General features: G+C 30.8%; 18 protein-coding genes. 17 read left to right on the top strand and 1 reads right to left on the bottom strand.

Going from position 1 to position 19,199, the window contains the following annotated elements; translation table 11 throughout:
- Nucleotides 1-22: 22 nt before the first annotated feature.
- Nucleotides 23-1,804: a site-specific integrase gene (locus CVS95_RS04840; protein ID WP_107695768.1), complete on the bottom strand. Its 1,782-nt coding sequence runs from the start codon at nucleotides 1,802-1,804 to the stop codon at nucleotides 23-25.
- A gap of 875 nt (nucleotides 1,805-2,679) precedes the next feature.
- Between CVS95_RS04840 and CVS95_RS09555 the strand changes: the two genes are divergently transcribed.
- The 17 genes from CVS95_RS09555 (at nucleotide 2,680) to CVS95_RS04750 (ending at nucleotide 19,115) form a co-directional block, all read left to right on the top strand.
- Nucleotides 2,680-2,922 carry a hypothetical protein gene (locus tag CVS95_RS09555; protein ID WP_159071258.1) on the top strand — a complete coding sequence of 81 codons (243 nt, stop codon included), beginning with the start codon at nucleotides 2,680-2,682 and terminating at the stop codon, nucleotides 2,920-2,922.
- Nucleotides 2,915-3,403, top strand: coding sequence for a hypothetical protein (locus CVS95_RS04830; protein ID WP_107695766.1), 489 nt, complete (start codon nucleotides 2,915-2,917; stop codon nucleotides 3,401-3,403). The genes CVS95_RS09555 and CVS95_RS04830 overlap by 8 nt, the downstream gene beginning before the upstream one ends.
- Nucleotides 3,393-3,863: a hypothetical protein gene (locus tag CVS95_RS04825; RefSeq protein ID WP_107695765.1), complete on the top strand. Its 471-nt coding sequence runs from the start codon at nucleotides 3,393-3,395 to the stop codon at nucleotides 3,861-3,863. Before CVS95_RS04830 ends, CVS95_RS04825 begins: the two co-directional genes overlap by 11 nt.
- A gap of 351 nt (nucleotides 3,864-4,214) precedes the next feature.
- Complete coding sequence (locus CVS95_RS09855; protein WP_265094515.1) at nucleotides 4,215-4,349, top strand: hypothetical protein; 135 nt, start codon at nucleotides 4,215-4,217, stop codon at nucleotides 4,347-4,349.
- A 253-nt stretch (nucleotides 4,350-4,602) separates the two neighbouring features.
- The gene (locus CVS95_RS04810) at nucleotides 4,603-4,935 is read left to right on the top strand and encodes a hypothetical protein (RefSeq protein WP_107695762.1); all 333 of its coding nucleotides are present in this window, start codon (nucleotides 4,603-4,605) and stop codon (nucleotides 4,933-4,935) included.
- Between the two features lie 160 nt (nucleotides 4,936-5,095).
- Nucleotides 5,096-5,563, top strand: a complete 468-nt coding sequence (gene tssJ, locus CVS95_RS04805) for a type VI secretion system lipoprotein TssJ (protein WP_103593801.1) — start codon at nucleotides 5,096-5,098, stop codon at nucleotides 5,561-5,563.
- Between the two features lies 1 nt (nucleotide 5,564).
- On the top strand, nucleotides 5,565-6,959 hold the full coding sequence (gene tssK, locus CVS95_RS04800) for a type VI secretion system baseplate subunit TssK (protein ID WP_107695761.1): 1,395 nt from the start codon (nucleotides 5,565-5,567) through the stop codon (nucleotides 6,957-6,959).
- 8 nt (nucleotides 6,960-6,967) lie between these two features.
- Nucleotides 6,968-7,732 carry a type IVB secretion system protein IcmH/DotU gene (icmH, locus tag CVS95_RS04795; RefSeq protein WP_085658354.1) on the top strand — a complete coding sequence of 255 codons (765 nt, stop codon included), beginning with the start codon at nucleotides 6,968-6,970 and terminating at the stop codon, nucleotides 7,730-7,732.
- Nucleotides 7,733-9,007 carry a type VI secretion system domain-containing protein gene (locus CVS95_RS04790; protein ID WP_107695760.1) on the top strand — a complete coding sequence of 425 codons (1,275 nt, stop codon included), beginning with the start codon at nucleotides 7,733-7,735 and terminating at the stop codon, nucleotides 9,005-9,007. It begins immediately after the preceding gene.
- Between the two features lie 78 nt (nucleotides 9,008-9,085).
- On the top strand, nucleotides 9,086-9,571 hold the full coding sequence (tssB, locus tag CVS95_RS04785) for a type VI secretion system contractile sheath small subunit (RefSeq protein WP_103604109.1): 486 nt from the start codon (nucleotides 9,086-9,088) through the stop codon (nucleotides 9,569-9,571).
- Between the two features lie 2 nt (nucleotides 9,572-9,573).
- Nucleotides 9,574-11,022: a type VI secretion system contractile sheath large subunit gene (tssC, locus tag CVS95_RS04780; RefSeq protein ID WP_107695759.1), complete on the top strand. Its 1,449-nt coding sequence runs from the start codon at nucleotides 9,574-9,576 to the stop codon at nucleotides 11,020-11,022.
- Nucleotides 11,023-11,029: 7 nt separating this feature from the next.
- Nucleotides 11,030-11,419, top strand: coding sequence for a type VI secretion system baseplate subunit TssE (locus CVS95_RS04775; protein WP_107695758.1), 390 nt, complete (start codon nucleotides 11,030-11,032; stop codon nucleotides 11,417-11,419).
- Nucleotides 11,419-13,137, top strand: a complete 1,719-nt coding sequence (gene tssF, locus CVS95_RS04770; RefSeq protein WP_107695757.1) for a type VI secretion system baseplate subunit TssF — start codon at nucleotides 11,419-11,421, stop codon at nucleotides 13,135-13,137. Before CVS95_RS04775 ends, tssF begins: the two co-directional genes overlap by 1 nt.
- A complete protein-coding gene (locus CVS95_RS04765) occupies nucleotides 13,134-14,030 on the top strand; it encodes a type VI secretion system baseplate subunit TssG (protein ID WP_107695756.1) in 897 nt (298 codons plus the stop codon). The genes tssF and CVS95_RS04765 overlap by 4 nt, the downstream gene beginning before the upstream one ends.
- 78 nt (nucleotides 14,031-14,108) lie before the next feature.
- A complete protein-coding gene (tssM, locus tag CVS95_RS04760; protein ID WP_107695755.1) occupies nucleotides 14,109-17,597 on the top strand; it encodes a type VI secretion system membrane subunit TssM in 3,489 nt (1,162 codons plus the stop codon).
- Between the two features lie 10 nt (nucleotides 17,598-17,607).
- Nucleotides 17,608-18,528 carry a hypothetical protein gene (locus CVS95_RS04755; protein ID WP_107695754.1) on the top strand — a complete coding sequence of 307 codons (921 nt, stop codon included), beginning with the start codon at nucleotides 17,608-17,610 and terminating at the stop codon, nucleotides 18,526-18,528.
- 65 nt (nucleotides 18,529-18,593) lie between these two features.
- The gene (locus CVS95_RS04750; protein WP_054195925.1) at nucleotides 18,594-19,115 is read left to right on the top strand and encodes an Hcp family type VI secretion system effector; all 522 of its coding nucleotides are present in this window, start codon (nucleotides 18,594-18,596) and stop codon (nucleotides 19,113-19,115) included.
- Nucleotides 19,116-19,199 lie beyond the last annotated feature (84 nt).

Raw genomic sequence — 19,199 nt, 5'->3', positions numbered from 1 at the left:
TCTCATGCTTTGAAATTTGGCCCTATTCATTTTCATACGATACCATCTCTACTTTACTCTTTAGTGTGTTTGCATTAATAGGCTTGGCATAAGTGTTTAGCAAAATTTTATACTGCTTTTCATGTCCTACTATCTGAGCTATAAGGTTAGCTTCTACCTCGCGCTGCACTAGATAGTCTATAAAGTAGTGCCTAAAAGAGTAGAAGGTCTTTTTAGAGTCTTTGTCTATAAACTTTCTTTGGATCTGGCTTCTAAAAATTTCAGAGAAGTCCTTATTGCTTACCTTAAATATATTTCCGCTTTTCTTGCTATTAACATATTCTAGCAGGCCTAGATCTATGAGCTTACTATGGATAGGCACAAACCTAATGCTGTTTTTAGTCTTGGTGGTTTTGCCATCATTTGTGTTTATGTTAAAGCAGTAAATTCCATCTTTTAAGGTTATATCTTCCTTATGAAGCTGTGTGATCTCTTTTATCCTCATGCCACTATAGGCAGCTATCATTGTAACATAGTAGAGCTCACTCGCCTCTATCCTTGAGCTTGGCGATTTACCACTTTGTTTGATACTAGTTACTATCTCAAAGATCTTCCTAGCTTCTGATACATCGTATGGAAGCACCGCCCTTTCGCTAGGGTCTATGTCTATCTTGACATTCATTTTTGCAGTTATGCTTTTACCTATATAGCCGCTATCAAAGCAGTAGTTAAAAAACTGAATAACCCTTATCATATATTTTTGGATAGTAGGCTCAGAGAGTTTATCGTCCTTTTCTCCTAGCTTAAGTATCTGAGATAAACTTTTATCTTTATACCTACTCTTTTGAGCTAGCTTAGTTGGAATTTTATAAAGAAGATCTCTAAATTCAAGCAAGTTATCTCTTGTGATCTTATGAACTGGTGTATCTTCGTTAAAGTATAAAAATAAGAGCTTTTTTACGCCAGTAACTAATCTTTGCGTATCTGGCGACCACTTGTCAGCTCTTTTAGTGTTTGTCTCAAATATCTCGAATGCATCTTTTAAGCTCTTTTGATCTTCTAAATTTAAAGTTGAGAATTGATTGCTAGAGCCAGATGCCACTTGCAATGTTTTTCTAATCTCATACTCTTGTGTTACTTGGGCGCTAGGATTAAAAATACTAAAGCTACTATCGTCATCTAATTTTATCTTGATATTTTTTGGTGGATTTGGATCCATTATGATATCTTCTATGCTTCTATCACACCTCTTTGTTTTTACTAGCTTTAAATTTGAGGTCGAGCCATACTTTTGATCTAGTATGGCATAAACCGTTTCGCTAATCCTCTGAGCCATAGCCTTAAGCTGTCCATCTGTAATAGGCAAACAGCCACTATCTTCAAGCTCTTTTATATTTTCTTGAAATGAAGCTATGTCCTTAGCGTCAAACGAACTAGGTTTGGCATGTTTGGCTAAGTTATCACTAGAATCATCTTCGAGAAAACAGTGCTCACGCTTGTCATTAAAGAGCACGCTGCTCTTCTCAAGCTTTGATACAAGATAGTTAAGCGTTAGTATATTCTTCTCTAAAAGAGTTTGCCCTATGTTCTCTTTATCCTTACCACCAAGAGCGCCAGCAGTGTTAGTGATATTGCTTATATCCTTAATTAAAATTTGAGGTAGATCACCATCTATCAAACTTTGTTTAAAGTAGTCATTGAGCGCATTTAGAAATTCTACATCCATCTTCTTATTAAGAAGAGAGTGCTCTTTAATGCTCTTGCTAAGCTTTACTTTCATAAACGAATTTACAAAAGATTGGATTATGTTATCACTAAGATTCATGTGAACCGCCCTTTTTATCAGGTAAAGATTATTATCTAGAATTTTAGCCCTTTTTCTGGCTTTTTCCAAGAGATTAGTGGATGTGGAGAAGCAAATTTCTCGTTTTTCGTTAAAAAATTTTCTAATGCTTGGAGCAAGTGTGGCTCGGTAGTAATATATACCGTTTCGCTCTCTTAAGTGTTGTCCCATATTTAATAATCAACCGGTCAATAATGGAACAGTTTTATGTAATGACTAAGTAAAAAATCGTCTAAAGTGCGTATTTCAGGCTTTTGTGAGCTCATATAAAAAATCCTCATAAGCCGGAGGTCGGGAGTTCAAGTCTCCCCCGTGACACCAGAACACACTATTTTAGGCACTAGCAGTGATACTTTTGTTCTTTCCTTTCTTTAAAATTTCCTTTAAGAGTGGAACGCTTAGTTACTAAAGTGGAACAGCCTCTTAAAAATTCCAACGATTATAAAGCCATCACCATTTTAATACCATAAAAATAAATTTGTTTTAAATTCTTGTTTCTATCTTTTATTTTAGGTTACCTTTAAAATACCCCAAGGAATATCCAGCTACTGCCATTAAGCTTCAGTAAGCTTAACAGTAAAGATGAAGAGCTTCATAGTAGAGCCTTTGTAAAGAATTTTCTTAAAGGCTTTCAAGAAAGCTTTGAGAAAGACTATACCGCACAGCCTTATGTACAAAAAATGAAAGAGGATATAATGACGAAGAAATAAAAGGTTATACGAGTTTGCAAACCAGTGCTAGCTATATAAATTTCAAAAACATAACCGATATGAAAGATCTAGTAAAAACCATAACTCATGAAAACCAAAGATCGATGGATATACAAGATCATAGAGATATAAACAAAAATAGAGATGATGATACTAAGTATGCATCAAATTTCTCAAATTTTGCGAGAAGTAAAGCATTCAATTGGGGCAATATCAAAACAATGGAGAGATTTTTTAAATACAAAATCAATAAATAGGGAAGATAAATTATTAAATAATATGATAGAAAATGGTGGAAATATTTTTAGGTATACAATTTTTCAAGGAGCAAATTATGAACTTCGCAATACGATAAAAGGCAATACTATCGGCGGTAGTGGTAATGAATGATTTTTTTAATGCTTTCTGGCGAGAATTTCAATATAAAATCGTAGATTTAATCGTATATTTAGCCAATCATTACCCATTAGTTGCTTGGATTATCTTATATTTTTTGGGTTTGCTTGTACTATATTTTTGTTTTAAGTTTATTCGCCATTGTTATATAATTTATAATAAATCTAAAAATATAAAAATTTTAAAAATAGGTATATTATTTTTTATTCCTATTGTTATTGTTTTTTACTTTCTTGTTAAATTCATAATTTACAAATCAAATGGATATTTAGTTTATTTTTGCATCTTTTCATTGATTTCTACTATTAGCGTGTTTTTTTGGGCCTTTCGACCTGAAAAATTTATATCAGATAAACCACAAAATAGAAACCCTAAAAAACAAAAGAAGCAAAAAGTTAAATTTGAAAAAAGTAAGAATTCGTTAAATTTTACAAATGTAAAATTAAAAAATAAACAAAGCAGCGGTGATAAATAGAAATTTTAAAAATATCTCTAAAATAGGAATGACTGAAAGAATAAACGAAAAACTATTAGCCAATACCCCAAAGGGAGGAAAGTTCGGTAGTGATGGTATATTAAGACATAACGGTAAAGAGTATGTAGTTCGTAGTATGGATATAACGGGGAATAAAGTGATATACGAACAAATAATGAACAGCAAAGGTACTGGAAATTTTAAAATGATGCAAGGCGGTAGGTTTGTATCTACTGGCAAGCCAGTACAAGTAACAGAAGGTATTAATTATAAGTTTGGAAATTTTGTTTATGATCCAAGAGTAATAACAATCGGGACAGGTGCTTTAACAATAGGTGTTGATATGTTTAATGATTCAACGGTGCCAGAAACAAAAACAGGTATAATATTTAATACAATAAAAAACTTAGATGATATCAATAAAAATATGGAAATGGTATGGAAAAAAGTCAGAGAATAGCTGTGGGTTGTATATCATTTGTAGAGCTTGTTTTGTGTATGATCTATGGGGAGTACTATATTAGGGGTTGGAGTGAGGCCGATCTTCTCTCGGTCTCCTTTTTTATTTGTATTTTTGTATATTGTGTTATGCCTTTTTTCATCAAAGGTAATATTGCAAATTCATTAATTAAATTTGATATTTTATCAACAATTACACTTTTTTAATATATTTGCTCGGTTTTAAATTTATCTATGATAGTTTTGAAGGGTACATACGGTATATTGTTATTTTTATACTTGTTATTGTAGTTGTAAAGACATCGCTTAAAATATTTAATAAGAATGAGTAAAAATAGGGTTTTAATGAAAGATGTGCATAATTGGTGCTGGAAAGATAGGTGGGAAGATACAAAGAGGCAAAGATGGTAACTATAAGACTATATTTGAAGTAGGTACTGGACTAGTAGGCGGCGTAATACAGTCAGATATGGATAATAAACAATGAAGAAAATTGCGATAGTATTCAGCGGCGTTATAGCAATATGCATAGTAGCGCTACTATTTGTAAAGCTATTAAAATACTTTTTCGGAGAAATTTATTATATAGATGCGATATATGCTATGTGTATATGCGTATCTTTATTTTTTATAGCAAAAAACGGTATCAAAAAAAGTGATCTCACTAGCGATAACATTAAACACATGGAGATAAAGTACGGTAGCGTAGCTTTATTCTATGTAGTTATCGAGTCTATCTTATGGATATTATTAATATACTTAAGAAAATAAATTTACAAGGCAAATTTGGTACAGGTATGGTAATAGGTGCTGGTAATTTACTATCAGCAATAGTCAGAGGCGCTTTTGTTAACTCATCTACCGAGCTATACTCTCAGCTTAAAGATAGATCAAAAGATCTAGATGCAGAGAGAGTGGTCGGAAAAGGTTTTGCTGGCGGAACTTTTGGTACATTCGGCAATATAGTAGGAAATTTTGGTAAAAACATAAAAATAGGCAATGGGGATTTAAAGACTGCGGCCGAAGCTGGAGCAAGTATATTTTACCGGAATAATACAGGTGGCTGTAGATAGTATGAGTAGCAAAGATAATAAAAATAATAAAGACGATAAAAAAGAATGAGAACTGATATAAAAGTTTTGTTTAAGAACATTAATTTTAAAATGAGCATCATCTAAATTTTTAGATATAATTACGCAAAAGTTATATTATTAAAATCAGGTAAAGGAACTCATGAAAAAAATATTTAAATTTCTATCTTTTTTAGTATTTATGCTATTTCTTGCAGGATGTGCAAAAGATCTTATTATAAGCAATATGCCAAATTCAAATTTAAACTATCATGGCGATAATGTTCCTATAACTATCATAGCTTATAAATTAAGAGATGTGGCTAAATTTCAAGAAGCTAGCATTATCGATCTAGCCGAGAGAAATGGTGAAATACTAGGTTATGATAAGATTGACTCTATAAAAACACAAATTCAGCCAAATACAAATAGATATGCTTTTACAAATGTATATCCTGATGAAGTTCCGTATGTTGGTATTTTGGTACTTTATGCTGATCAGAGCAAGACAAATATCAAGGCTTACAAGGCTACAAAAGAGATAAAAGAAAAAAATATAGTTTTTGAAATAACAAAAAATGGCGTAAATGTTTTAGACGCTAGTAGCTCTAAAATACAAGCAAGCAAATAAAATGTCTGAAAAGCTAAAAGTCGTTTGGTATAACGGAATGAACGTTGATAAGGTTCATTTCGAGCAACAAGAAAGATATTTTGAGAGAAATTTAAACTTAAAAACCATCTCTTCTTTTTCAAATTTATACGGTGTTTTAGATTTAGAAATTTCAAGCGATCTTTTGCTTCAAGGCAAAATAGGACTAACTAAAATTTCTTGTATCTCTCAAGATGGTACGATTTTTAACGCGCCAGATCAAGATGAATTACCAGAACCACTTGAGATAAGTCCAAGTGAGCTAAACTCAGCCATTATAGTGCTAAAACTACCTATTAGCTCAGGTTTGGTCGATATTAGCTTGCAAAATAATTTACCAAATTTAAAATTTATAGCCAAGCAAGCACTTATTAGCTCAAGAGTGCATGATGAAGCTAGCAACGATATATTAAACGAGCTAGATGATAAAGATGATTTTGAGCTATCTTCTGCCTTTACACAAGATAAAGAAAATCTAATCCTAGCGAGCCAAAGATCGTCTCTTGGAGTATTTGGCTCAAAGATGCCTTACGAGCTTAGCATACCAATTTGTAAAATAAAAAATATAGACCTAAACAAACAAATAACACTTGACGAAAAATTTATTCCAACTTGTATTGACATCAGTAAAAACACCTTTATAACAAATTTTATAGAGGAGCTTAGCTTTGCTACAAAGCAACATCAAGAGAGTTATTTTGGGTTGCTAGGAGGTGTTGATCAAGCTAAAAATAGACTTGATTTTTCAACGTATTTAACACTAAATATGCTAAAAAAATGGTATTTAATATTCTCTTATTTGTTAAAGAAAGATAAATTTCACCCAGAGTATTTGTATGAAAAATTAGTTGATTTTCAGGCTGATCTGCTGGCACTTAGTCACGATAATAGTTTTAGTGAATTTATAGCCTACGATCACAATAATCTAACTCAAACTTTTGTGCCTTTGATAAATAATCTAAGACTTTTATTCTCACATATCTTATCTCCAAAATATATAATGGCACAGATTGTTAAAAATAATCACGGTTTTTATGACTGTATTTTTGATAATCCAAGTATTATTGAAAACTCAGAAATTTATTTTGCTATTCACAGCGATACGAAAAATGAGTATCTTCTTAAAAATTTCAAAGAGCAATGCAAAATCCATACTCAATCAAATATAAAAGGCATAGTTTCTTCACAGCTAAGAGGTATAAACGTAGAGCAAATTTCTGTTGTTCCTAGTACTTTACCGAAGTTAAACGATTATATCTATTACAAGATAGACAAAAAAGATGAAATTTTTAAAAGCTTTGCAAATCAAAATGTGATTAGCGTTTATATAACGGCAAATTTACCAAATGCTGACATTAAAATGTGGGCTTTATTATAAGGATAAAAATGAACGAAAATCAAAATGAAACCTCAGTTTTAAGTCAAACAAATCTTTTAGGTCTTGGCACAAATCTTGCACTAGATCACGTATTGCCATTACTTCTTTTGGCAAATAGGGTTTCAAAATTACAAAATTTTTCACAAAGCGAAATGGCAAATTTACGTGAAAAATTGATAAATGATATCTTAAGCACTACTTCAAAGATATCAAATCTAGGTATTTACGAGGAAGACGATATTATTAGGCTTAGATATTGCCTTTGTGTTTTTATAGATGAGAGCTTGCTAAAAAATGAAATTTTTATGAACAGCTTTTGGGCCAATAATACCCTGACAACAAGATTTTTTAATGAAAATCTAGGTGGAAATAAATTCTTTGGCATTATGGATAAGTGGTTTGAAAATGTTGGCAAAAATAAAGATTTCTTAGAATTTATATATGCTTGTTTGGTGCTTGGTTATAAAGGAAAATATGAAACCCAAGAAGATTGCAATGAAAAAATTTCTTATCTTTGTGAAAATATAGCTGCAGCCGTTTCTCCGCTCATAAAGGCCGATGAAAATGTATTTGAAAAGAGTTACTTAAAACAGACAAAGAAAAGCTTTCTTGAGGTATTTTCGCTAAAGCGTTTAAAATTTTATTTCATTTTGCTAGCCATTGCTATGATCGCAGCCGCGTTTTTATATAGTACATATTCTATGGATCAAAACAATATCAGAAACGATAGTGTCCTAAATAATAAGATAGAGAATTTTATGGATAACAAGTAAGTGCAAGATAATTTTTGTAATCAATTTAACGAAGATTTTTTAGAGAATGAGCTTTATATTAGTTTAACTGATGAAATGTCAAAGTATAAAACTTTGATGCATGATAGCATAAAGTGGGATTACGTATTTAGCTCATCTTTAAAAGCCCTAAGTGAGTTTAGCCTTGATGCTAAGCTTTTAAATTTCTTAGCGATTTCTGCTATAAATTTAAATGACAAAGAGGCTTTTAAGACACTTATAAAAGCTTTTGCCTTTTTTCTATCTATTTTAAAAAAAGAGTCAAATTTACTTGCGAAAAATGAAAAACAACTACCTGCTAAAAAAAAGATAATAGCTCAAACAATAGAGCTTTTTACGCAAGCTAATGATAAAGCTTTGGATCAAGCTGACGCAAAAGCGTTTAATGATCTTGTGCCTGAGCTTTCGCAAGAGCTTGGCACACATTTTGATACACTTTATATAGAAGAAAAAAAAGAAGAAATTTTAAAAGCTAAAGAGCCAAAAGTCGTCACTAAAACTGAGCCAACTTACCATCAAAGCGTTTCATTTAGTAGCAATGACATTAGTACATTTAATGATAGAGAATTTAGAGAATATTTTATAAATTTATCACTAATGCTTTTAAAGAGTGATATTAAAAATTTTACCGCTTATGCTTTAATTTTTGAAGCAATGTGGGGCAGAATAAAGACGCTTCCATCAAGTAGCGATCAAATAACGCAGATACGTTATCCTGATGAAAATCTAATTATGCTTTTTAAAAAAAGTAACGAACTAAATCTTGACAATTTAGAAAAATTTATAAGAAATTTAGCACTTAACCCATTTTGGATAGAAGGCATTAAGATATTTTGTGAGTTTTTAAATAGTGCTGGACTTGCAAGGCAAAGTGATCTTATTTGTGATATGGTTTTAAATTTTATTGATAAATTTCCAGATATAAAAAAGCTCAAATTTCAAAGCGGAGAAGCTTTTTTTAGTGAAGATGTAAATAAATTTTTTATTAAAAGCAACTCTTTGGAATTTACTTCCAGTAGTGATAGTAAAAAAGATATGAGTTTTGAAGATCTAATAAAAGAACTAGACAAAAGCAAGCATGCTTCAAGTGCTCAAGGCGAGCTTAATTTTATGCTTGAATTATCAAAAATTTTTACTGCTCAAGGTATGAATAATAATGCAAAAGCTACCTATGCACAAATAGTTAATTTCATAGAAAATACCGAGCTTAAAGATTATTTATCAGACATATATATAAAGGCAAAAACATTTGTGTGATAAAATATGTTTTTTTAAATCACCTTTAATTTTATTTAAATATAATTCTTAAATCATTTACGAAAAAAGGATGTTACTATGGCAGATAATCTAATCCCACCAAAAGAACGCATAAATATAGTTTATAAAACTAAGACAAATGACCAAGAGGCTGATGTAGAGCTTCCATTAAAACTTATGGTAGTTGCAAATTTAACTGGTGAAAACCAAACTCCACTTGAAGATCGTGAAGTGATTTCTATCAATAAAATAAATTTTGATCAGGTTATGAAAAGCTTAGATATTCATACAAATTTCTCTGTAAAAAATAAGCTAAATTCTAATAATGAAGACTTAAATGTTGATCTTGATTTTGAAAGCATCCATGATTTTAATCCAGATAATATTATAAATCAAATTCCTGAGCTAAAAAAACTTTTGCAGCTTAGAAAAGCTTTAGTTGCGCTAAAAGGTCCTATGGGTAATATGCCTGATTTTAGAAAAGCGGTTTTAGAAGCTATAAAAGATGAAGATAGTAGAAAACAACTTCTTTTAGAGATTAAAGACGAACAAGATAAGGAATAAAAATGTCTGAAACTAAAGTTAAAACTCCTATCATTGAAAGCATAATGCAAAGGAGTAAATATTCAAAAGATGACGAGAGTTATAGTGTTGTAAAGCAAGGAGTTGCTGAGTTTATTTCAAATATAATAACAACAAATAATGCTGAAGATAAAATAAATAAGCTCGCACTTGATGAGATGATAGCTCACATTGATACCCTTTTATCTGCTCAAATGGATGAAATTTTACATAATAAATCTTTCCAAGAGCTAGAATCAACTTGGCGTGGAATTAGGTTTTTGGTCGAGAGAACAAATTTTAATGAAAATGTAAAAATTGATCTTTTAGACGCTACAAAAGAAGAAATTTTAGATGATTTTGAAAATAATCTAGATATAACTCAAAGTACACTTTATAAACAAATTTATTCAGCTGAATATGGACAATTTGGTGGTGAGCCAGTTGGTGCGATAGTGGCTGATTATGAGTTAGATAAATCAAATCAAGATATGACTTTTTTAAATAAAATGTCATCAATTGCTGCCATGAGCCATTCACCGCTTCTTACATCTCTTTCTGCTAAATTTTTCGGACTTGATAATTTTGGTGAGCTTGAAAATATAAAAGATCTAAAAAGCATGCTAGAAGGCCCACAATATACAAGATGGAGAACTTTTAGAGAAAATGAAGATGCAAAATACACAGGTTGTATGGTAAATAGATTTCTTACAAGATCTCCTTATGTGCCAGAGGATAATCCTATAAAGAGCTTTAATTATAGAGAAACTGTAAATAGTCACGATGATATGCTTTGGGGCAATGGAGCTTATGCGTTTGCTACAAGGCTTACAGATAGTTTTGCTGATTATAGATGGTGCGGCAATATCATTGGACCAAAAGGTGGCGGTGCCGTAAAAGATCTTCCAACTTATACTTATGAAAATTATGGAAGCGTTCAAACAAAAATTCCAACCGAAGTTTTGATTACAGATAGAAGAGAATTTGAACTTTCAGAAAATGGATTTATCGCTCTTATTTTAAGAAGAGATAGCAATAACGCTGCATTTTTCTCAGCAAACTCTGCGTTAAAGCCTAAAATTTTCCCAAATACTCCAGAAGGTAAAGCTGCTGAGACAAATTTCAGGCTCGGAACTCAACTGCCTTATGTGTTCTTGATCTCTCGTTTGGCTCATTATCTAAAAGTGCTTCAAAGAGAAGAGATAGGTACATGGAAAGAGCGTAGCGATGTTGAGCGCGGCTTAAATGAATGGCTAAGACAATACATCTCAGATCAGGAAAACCCACCAGCAGATGTTAGAAGTAGAAGACCATTTAGAAGTGCAAAAGTAATCGTCAGTGATATAGCTGGTGAGCCTGGTTGGTATAAAATAGAGCTTTTGGCTAGACCTCACTTTAAATTTATGGGAGCAAATTTCGAGCTTTCTTTGGTCGGAAAACTAGACAAAGAGTAAGCTTACTATGTCGCTGATAGATAAAATTTTATATGAATTTAGTGACGAATCAAAACTACGTCCATATTTTAAAGATCTAGACAGCGACATAAAAGACCATATAGACACAATTTTAAACTCAAGACTTGGTAATTATGGTCGCTTAAATGATAGTATTATCGATCTTTGGTCGATGGGTATTGAAATAAATGAGCTTGGTCATAAACTTGGCATGGCGATATATGAACTAATCAGCTCAAATGAGAATAGAATAGAAGTAACATCTATCGGATACGATGACTCATTAAAGCCTTGGCGTATCATCTTTAATATAAACTACAAGCATAAAAACGATAATTTCAAAGAGTATTTGCTAAAAGTTATTTTTAAAAACAATAGATATTGTGAGATTTTATAATGGATTATAATGAAAATAATCTAGCTTATTTTCAAAAAGAGATGGCATATCTTGATGAAACAAGAGCCCTTTTTATTAAAAATTTTCCAAAAGTAGCACCATTTTTAGATACTAAAAGCAAAGATCCTGATGTTGAGAGCATAATAGAAAATATGGCTATTTTAACATCTAGAATCAGGCAAGAATTAGATGAAAATATCCCACTAATCGCTGAGTCTTTAGTAAATATCTTAATGCCAAGCTATACAAATCCTTTTCCATCAGTTTGTATGCAAGAATTTACCTTAAGAGATGACTTCTCGGGGGTAAGAGAATTTATACCAAAAGGAAGTATAGTCGAGTCAAAGCAGATCAATGGCATAACGTGCAAATTTCAAACGATCTTTGACATAAATTTGCTTCCATTAAAGATAACAAAAGCTTTTATATCAAACAATAAGAGTGATTATCTTCTAAATTTAAATATAAGCGTTACAAAGGAGGAGCTTAGCACTAAAGAACTTGATATAGATTTTTTAAATTTATATCTTGGAGATAATGTTTATTTCTCTTCTACGCTCTTAATGTGGCTAAAAAATTACTTAAAATTTATTACAATAAGTTTTGAAGATAGCGATCAAGAGATAAAGTTAAGCCCTGATAAACTTAGTTTAGATGAGTTTGATGAGCGTTTGATAAAGAGTGATGAGTTTGGATTTGAAGCATTTGAGCTTTTAAAAGAGCTATCATTTTTCCCTTCAAAGTTAAATTTTGTGCGATTAAACGGTCTTAGCTTTCTTAAAAATTTTTCTACAAAAAGCTTTAATATTAAATTCATATTTTCAAAAGATATGCCAAGTGGATATGTGCCAAGGCTAGAGTATTTTTCTCTTTTTGCTACGCCCGCAATAAATTTATTTGCAATGAGTACTGAGCCTATTTTGAATAATAATAGGCGAAGCGAATATAGAATTTTTCTAGATCGCTCAAATATCGATGCTTATGAAATCGTTTCAATCAGTAAGGTGGTCGCTCATAGTAGTAATAATGAAAAAAGGATATTGAAAAACTATAAAAGTTTTGAGAGATTTGAATTTTTAAATGATGAGCGAGCAAAAGATTATTATTTTGTCAGCAATAAAACAGATATAAAACTAAACTCTTATAAAGAAATTTCCTTTTTTAAAAGCGACACTAAAGATCAGACCATTAGCATAGATGTACTTTGTTGCAATGGTGATTTACCTTGCAAGCTAAAACTTGGCGAGATAGATAGAGTTTTGTCCCACCAAGGTGTAACAACTAAAAATTTAACCATTCCAACTAGTGTAAAGCGAGTAAAAATAGATGGAAATCTTCTTTGGAAACTGGTTAGCATATTATCTTTTAGCTATCAAAGTATACTAGAGAAGGGCTCTTTTTTAGCACTTCTTAATACCTTTAGCGCGCCAGATGATGAGTTTTTTAAAAAATTTGCAAACTCGCTTTATGATATAAAAACAAAGCAAATTTATAGAGTTGACCAAGGCTTTGCAAAAAGGGGGTTGCTTTGTATATTCTATATAGATGAAAGCGAATTTGAGAGTATCGGAAATGTCTATGTTTTAGGTATAAATTTGGCTAAATTTTTATCAAAATTTGCATCAATTAATTCATTTTGCGAGCTTAAAATAAAGTGTATAAAGAGTAAAATTTTGCTTAATTATGACTTTTTAGGTGGTACAAAAAAGTTAATATGAACAAAGAACTAAATCAAGCTTCTTTTTTTAAGTTAGTAAAAAACTGCCTAAAGCACCACGATAGAAGAGATATTTTTTTAAAAAATAGCCCAAGTTTTGCTTATCCGATTAATGAGCTTGAAAGCTTAAATAAAGAGGAAGTAGTAAAAATTGTCGTAAATTTTATGGGTCTTTTGGGAAGTGGCTCGCATCTTACAAGCTATATTTTAGAAAAGATCTCAAAGAGTAGCGATAATAATTTCGAGAAATTTTTTGACTTTTTTGACAATTACTTGCTTTGGCTTTTCTTTGATAGCATTAGTCTAAAAAATTATACAAGATCCTTTGAAAAAGAGCTTGATGATAAAATTTCAAATATTTTATTGGATATATTAAACATAAACAATAAAAAATTAGCAAAAAAATTCTTACCATTTTCTCCGCTTATCATTAGCCAAAGAAGGCCTAAAAGAGAGATTGAGTTTGCCTTGCAGCGTCATTTTAATTTAAAAAATAAACTATTTTTGCTGGAAAATTTATCAAATCAAATTTTCATAGCGCCTTCAAATTTAAATTCGCTTGGCATCAAAAATAGGGCTTTAGGCAGAAATTTTATACTTGGTAAAAAGCTTTTTGAGAAACAAACTAAAATAGCAGTTTATATAAATGGCATAGATTATGAAGAAGCTATTGATTTTTTCCCAAAAAGAAGAAAATTTAAAGAGCTTCAAGATACTCTTATCTTTTTTACGAACAATGAATTTGTTGCCGATTTATACATAAAAATAAACTATTCTCCAAAGATGCAATTAAAGCTTGGGATAGATGAAGGTTATAGTAAAATAGGCCTTGGTGCAAGGCTTAAAAGTAATAAAAATATGTCAAATTTTATAAAATTTAGGCTCTGCTCTTAAATTTTCAGATATAAAATCTAAAATATTTGTTATTATTACATTAAAGAAATATATTTATTTGTAAAAGGATGTGCATCAATGGCATTTATCGATTACCTAAGAAGATTTTTTGTCTTTTTTAGATTTAAACACAGTACCATTTTGGTAGCTTCTATTGCATTAAGCATCTTATTTTGGCTTTACGCTCCACTTATAGCTTTTAACGATGTATATAGCTTTGCTAGTATAAGTTCAAGAGTCACTATATTAATTGCATTTTGGGCAGTTATTTTATTTTTTGTTTTAATCAAGCCATTAATGCACTATTTAGCATCTCAAAAAGATGAAAAAAATAATAAGCTAAAAGAGATAAAAAAAGAGTCTATGGATAGCTTTGGTAAGGCAAAAAGAAATTTTATGCTTTCTTTGAAAGATGCCAAAACAACATGGAAAAAAGATATAAATTTTAAAAAATTGCCTTTAATAATGATAATGGGTAATGAAGGTGCTGGAAAGAGCGCGTTTATAAACTACTCAAATATCGAATTTCCACTATCTGATAGTTTAGATACTTATAAAAAAATACATAAAAGTACAACAAACTTTAATCTTTACATTTCAAAATTTGGTGCACTTTTAGATACTGAGGGTATACATTTTGCACAAGAGAGCTTGTACCAGCCAACAGCTACTGAAGAGCTTCCTGAAGATGATGTGGATAAAAATAGGGATTACTTGCTTAAAAAAAGTATCTGGAGTGAATTTTTACACTTTTTAAAACGAAATGATTTTAACGCTAGATTAAGTGGTGCGGTTTTAATCATAGATACTAAAAAATTCCTTGAAGGCACGCAAGAATATTTTGATGAATTAATTAGATATATGATAAAAAGGGTTAATGATTGTGAGAAACATCTAAATATTAAATTCCCTATTTATATTGTTTTTAGCAAACTTGACTTAATAGATGGTATGGGAGATTATTTCAGGCTTTTCAATGAAGATGTGGCAAATAAAGCTCTAGGAATAAACTTAGATCCAAATTTCTCAAAACAATCACTAGAAACTGAACTAAAAAACCTAAGCGAGTCACTATTTAAACATCTCATGAGTAAGAACTCGATTTCGCATTTATTGGAAGATAAAAAACGTTCATATCTCTTTTTAAAACAACTTGACAATTTTTTTGCTTTGGTGAAAGATTTTGTAACAAAGTTAAGCTCTCAAAATGTACTTAAAAATAGCTCAACCATTAATGGAATTTATTTCGTCAGTGCTTATCAAGAAAATATACCTATAAACTACCTTACAAACACTATTTGCGATAAATATAACATTAAAAAACCACTTTTAAGAGCAGTAAACAACTATAGTAAACAAAGCTATTTTGTAAAATCATTTTTAAAAGAGATAGTTTTTAAAGCTAACTTAAATAAATTTGGTGCTCAAAATAGATTTACAAAATTTGTAAATTTTGTTTTAGTAGCCATACTTTGTGCTGGAGTATATTTGGGTTCTAGTTTTATTCTAGACACCAAAAACATAAAAGAGCAAAATGCTATAAATAATGCAAATAAAATTTCTTCATACCTTGATGGCAAAAAATATAAGGATCTCTCTCCAACACAAAAGATTGAGCTTCTAAATTTACTAAAACAAAGTCTAAATGACTATCCAAGAATCTTTAGCGGCGATACTAAATTTGAGTATATAACACTAGATACTTCGTATAAAGGCTTTACTCCAGTTAAAGCACTTTACTATGATTTGAATGCTGATTTTTTCAAAAATACAGTTTTAACTGAAATGGAAAATATACTAAAAAATGAAAGCGATCCAGATAAGCTAATAAAAGCATTTTATATGTATGATTCGCTCTTTGATAAAGACTACACAAATGTGGATTTATTTAAAATTTGGATTAGTACAAACTGGGATAAATTTGAAAAATATGGTGTTGCAAAAGATGAATTTTTAGCTCATATTGAGGCTATCTTAAAGGCAGAAAATTTAAATATAACCGCAGATACAGTTGCTCAAAGTATAGCAAATACGAGACTATCACCTGTTCAAAGAGCACAAAGACTCTACTACATACTTGAGTTCATATCATTCAAAGACGATAAATCTTTTTACGATATTAAAAAAGATGTTGAAAATTTATACACAGTAGTCCAAGAAAAAGAAGCATTTAAGCCATTTAATAAAATTTATACAAAAGAAAATTTAAGAGATTTCTTATCAAAGCTTAGCTCAAACATAGATCAAACAGCTGGAATAGAGTCTTGGCTAATGGAGACAAATTCTTCTTTAAAAGATATTAGCTCAAATGATAAGAAAGAGTTAAGTATTGCTGTAATAGAGCTTTATTTGCAAAACTATGCTGATAAGTGGAGCCAAATTTTAAGAGAAATAGAACCAAATGAATTTAGCACAAAAAAAGAGGTCATAGAAGAGCTCGACATCTTGTCAAAGAGAGAAAATCCTTTAAATTCTTTAATAAAATTAACTAATCAAAATACAAATTTAAATGATGAGAATTTACTAAAATATATCTATTCTCTAGGATTTGCTTCAAGTGAGATAAAGCGTGTTTTCAGTGATTTTAGTGCTAAATTTACTAACTATCATACGTTAAATTCTAATGACTTGCTAGATATTATAAGCAACGATGTAACAAGCGTTTATAAAAAAGTTAGTGACTATAACTTCGAAATGCTTCAAAGTAACGATGATAAAATAGTTTATGCAATAAATGGTATAAAAAATGAAAACGACCCATTCGTTGTCTTAAATAATGATGCTAAGAAGCTTCCAGATGAGTTAAATGAATATTATCAAAAGTTATCGACACTTGCGTGGAAACAAGTAGAAAATGGCGCTTCAGCGCTTTTATCAACAGCATATAGAGATGATGTTTTTGATGATTTTGAAAGTCTTATCAAGCCATTTTATCCATTTAACGAACAATCTCCAAAGGCTGTCAGTATAGAAGAATTTAAAAGATTCTTTGGCAAAAATGGAACTTGGAATAGCTTTTATGATAGATATCTAAAACAAATCTTAAGTAAAACCGCTGATGGTTACAAAATAAGACCAAAATACGTAAAAGAGCTAAGATTTAGTAGGGATTTCCTTAAAAATATTGCCTATATAGACAGAATTTCAAATTTAATGCTTGATTCAAATGATGAGCTAAAATTAAATTATAATTTAAAAGCTGTCGACTTATCGGCAAATTTTAGCCATATAAATATTAGCTATTCTAATAACTCTTTGACTTACGATCATACAATTGCCTCAAATTTGATAGTTTCAAGCAAAAATTTTGATATATCAACACAGTTTAAATTCAACGCAGTTTCAAGTACTGGAAGTGAGAGAAAAGAACTAAGCTTTGATGGAGAATGGGGCTGGTATAAGATATTAAAAGCTTCAAATTTTAGTAGCGTTGGCGTTAGTACGCTTAATTTTGATGGTAGAAGAGATTCGTATTTTGGCTTTGAAGTAACACCAAATGGAGGAGAGCTTTTAGAGCTTATGGATATCATACCAACGATAAATTTACCAAAGAAGATGCTTTATTAAGGAAAAAAATATGCAACAAATAGCAGCAGTTATACAAAATTACGATAAAGCGTCAAGCTTTTCAGCTCAATTTATCATTTTTGATGAAAATGGTGGCGATATAGGCTCGTTAGATACTACAAAATTTTCTTGTAATGATATGAGCGATTCAATCGCACCAAAACACGCTCATGTTGGATTTGAAGAGGGGGTTTTCACAATTTGTGGCTATAAAGATTGTGAAATTTTTTATAGTGATTCATATTCAAAGCTTCCAGATGACTATGAGAGCGTCATAAATTTGGGCGATGTCTTTAGAATAGGGGAGTTAAAATTTATATTTATAGACCCTTCTAGGATTGATGAATATATAGGAAAAGCTCATAAGATAATAGAAAATACGAAAAATTTTGACAAGCTTGATGATAAACGTTTTGAGCCAGTTGGTAAAATTTCAAATGTTGATTTTAAAGAAGAGCCAAAGATAAACTCATTAATAAATGATAAAAAAGATATCACTTTAAATGAAAATGCGCACGATGCAGTTTTAAATTTAAATGAGATAGCTCAAAATTTTGACGAAGAAGAAAATGCAAATAGTCAAAATATGCTTACTGCAAAAAGCATGGATGAGCTTTTAGCAAAGATAGTTGAGAGTATAAAATTGCAACCAAATATGAGCCCTATAAGTGAGCAGACTAGGACTTTAAATACAAAAGATATGGAAACAATCATGAAAACTCTTCCTCTTAGTGACTCGACAGAACTAATAAATACTGTTTTGGTTAAGCTTATCTGCAAAGAGCTATATAGCCAAATGTATGATATAGTCGAGAATAACTCATTTTTTAAATATCTTTCAGGAGCCGTACTAAAAAGCACTAAGGAAGATAAGGAAGCGTTTAATTATTTATTGCATAAAGCCCTTCAAAGCTATATGTTAAAAAAGTAATGTTTTTAATAAAACAGAAAGTAAATAAAAGATAGAATAATCCAAACTTTTTAATAGGAGTAAATATGTCACAACCAGTGTATATTAAAGTGAAAGGTTCTACACAAGGACTTATTTCAAGCGGTGCTTCAACAGAAGCTAGTATAGGTAATCGCTATCAGTCAGGTCACGAAGATGAGATTATGGCTCAAGAGGTTTCTCATATAGTAACAGTTCCAACTGATCCACAAAGTGGCCAACCATCAGGTCAAAGAGTCCATAAGCCATTTAGTTTTACTACATCACTAAATAAAGCTGTTCCACTTCTTTACAATGCCTTAACACAAGGTGAAAGACTTCCAGAGGTTGAGATCTATTGGTATAGAACATCAACTAGTGGTGGTGCGGAGCATTTCTTTACTACAAAACTAGAAGATGCAACTATAACAGATATTACTCTAGTAAGTCCAAATGCTCAAGATAAGCTAAACAGCGACAAAACAGAGCTTTTCAAAGTTTCAATGAACTATAGAAAGATAGTTTGGGAACACGTAGCTGCAGGTACAAGCGGAAGCGATGACTGGAGAGAAGCTACTAAAAAAGCTTAAAACCAACCTAGGGTTTACCCCTAGGGTTAATAAAATCATCTTCTAGCTAGAAGGACACAGATGAGCCCTTTTTATCTTTATCTT

The sequence above is a fragment of the Campylobacter concisus genome, from assembly GCF_003048905.1.
In the GTDB taxonomy this organism is placed as follows: Bacteria; Campylobacterota; Campylobacteria; order Campylobacterales; family Campylobacteraceae; genus Campylobacter_A; species Campylobacter_A concisus_V.
The sequence above is the reverse complement of the archived record's forward strand: the minus strand, read 5'-3'. Positions and strand labels throughout refer to the sequence as shown.

What these genes read in the sequence shown, in the direction of transcription:
- tssM (WP_107695755.1), top strand. Translation starts at nt 14,109, where the DNA reads ATGGCATTTATCGATTACCTAAGAAGATTTTTTGTCTTTTTTAGATTT.
- CVS95_RS04810 (WP_107695762.1), top strand. Translation starts at nt 4,603, where the DNA reads ATGGATATTATTAATATACTTAAGAAAATAAATTTACAAGGCAAATTT.
- tssF (WP_107695757.1), top strand. Translation starts at nt 11,419, where the DNA reads ATGGATTATAATGAAAATAATCTAGCTTATTTTCAAAAAGAGATGGCA.
- tssK (WP_107695761.1), top strand. Translation starts at nt 5,565, where the DNA reads ATGTCTGAAAAGCTAAAAGTCGTTTGGTATAACGGAATGAACGTTGAT.
- tssJ (WP_103593801.1), top strand. Translation starts at nt 5,096, where the DNA reads ATGAAAAAAATATTTAAATTTCTATCTTTTTTAGTATTTATGCTATTT.
- CVS95_RS04750 (WP_054195925.1), top strand. Translation starts at nt 18,594, where the DNA reads ATGTCACAACCAGTGTATATTAAAGTGAAAGGTTCTACACAAGGACTT.
- CVS95_RS09555 (WP_159071258.1), top strand. Translation starts at nt 2,680, where the DNA reads ATGATACTAAGTATGCATCAAATTTCTCAAATTTTGCGAGAAGTAAAG.
- tssC (WP_107695759.1), top strand. Translation starts at nt 9,574, where the DNA reads ATGTCTGAAACTAAAGTTAAAACTCCTATCATTGAAAGCATAATGCAA.
- CVS95_RS04830 (WP_107695766.1), top strand. Translation starts at nt 2,915, where the DNA reads ATGAATGATTTTTTTAATGCTTTCTGGCGAGAATTTCAATATAAAATC.
- CVS95_RS04775 (WP_107695758.1), top strand. Translation starts at nt 11,030, where the DNA reads ATGTCGCTGATAGATAAAATTTTATATGAATTTAGTGACGAATCAAAA.
- CVS95_RS09855 (WP_265094515.1), top strand. Translation starts at nt 4,215, where the DNA reads ATGTGCATAATTGGTGCTGGAAAGATAGGTGGGAAGATACAAAGAGGC.
- icmH (WP_085658354.1), top strand. Translation starts at nt 6,968, where the DNA reads ATGAACGAAAATCAAAATGAAACCTCAGTTTTAAGTCAAACAAATCTT.
- tssB (WP_103604109.1), top strand. Translation starts at nt 9,086, where the DNA reads ATGGCAGATAATCTAATCCCACCAAAAGAACGCATAAATATAGTTTAT.
- CVS95_RS04755 (WP_107695754.1), top strand. Translation starts at nt 17,608, where the DNA reads ATGCAACAAATAGCAGCAGTTATACAAAATTACGATAAAGCGTCAAGC.
- CVS95_RS04765 (WP_107695756.1), top strand. Translation starts at nt 13,134, where the DNA reads ATGAACAAAGAACTAAATCAAGCTTCTTTTTTTAAGTTAGTAAAAAAC.
- CVS95_RS04840 (WP_107695768.1), bottom strand. Translation starts at nt 1,804, where the DNA reads ATGAATCTTAGTGATAACATAATCCAATCTTTTGTAAATTCGTTTATG.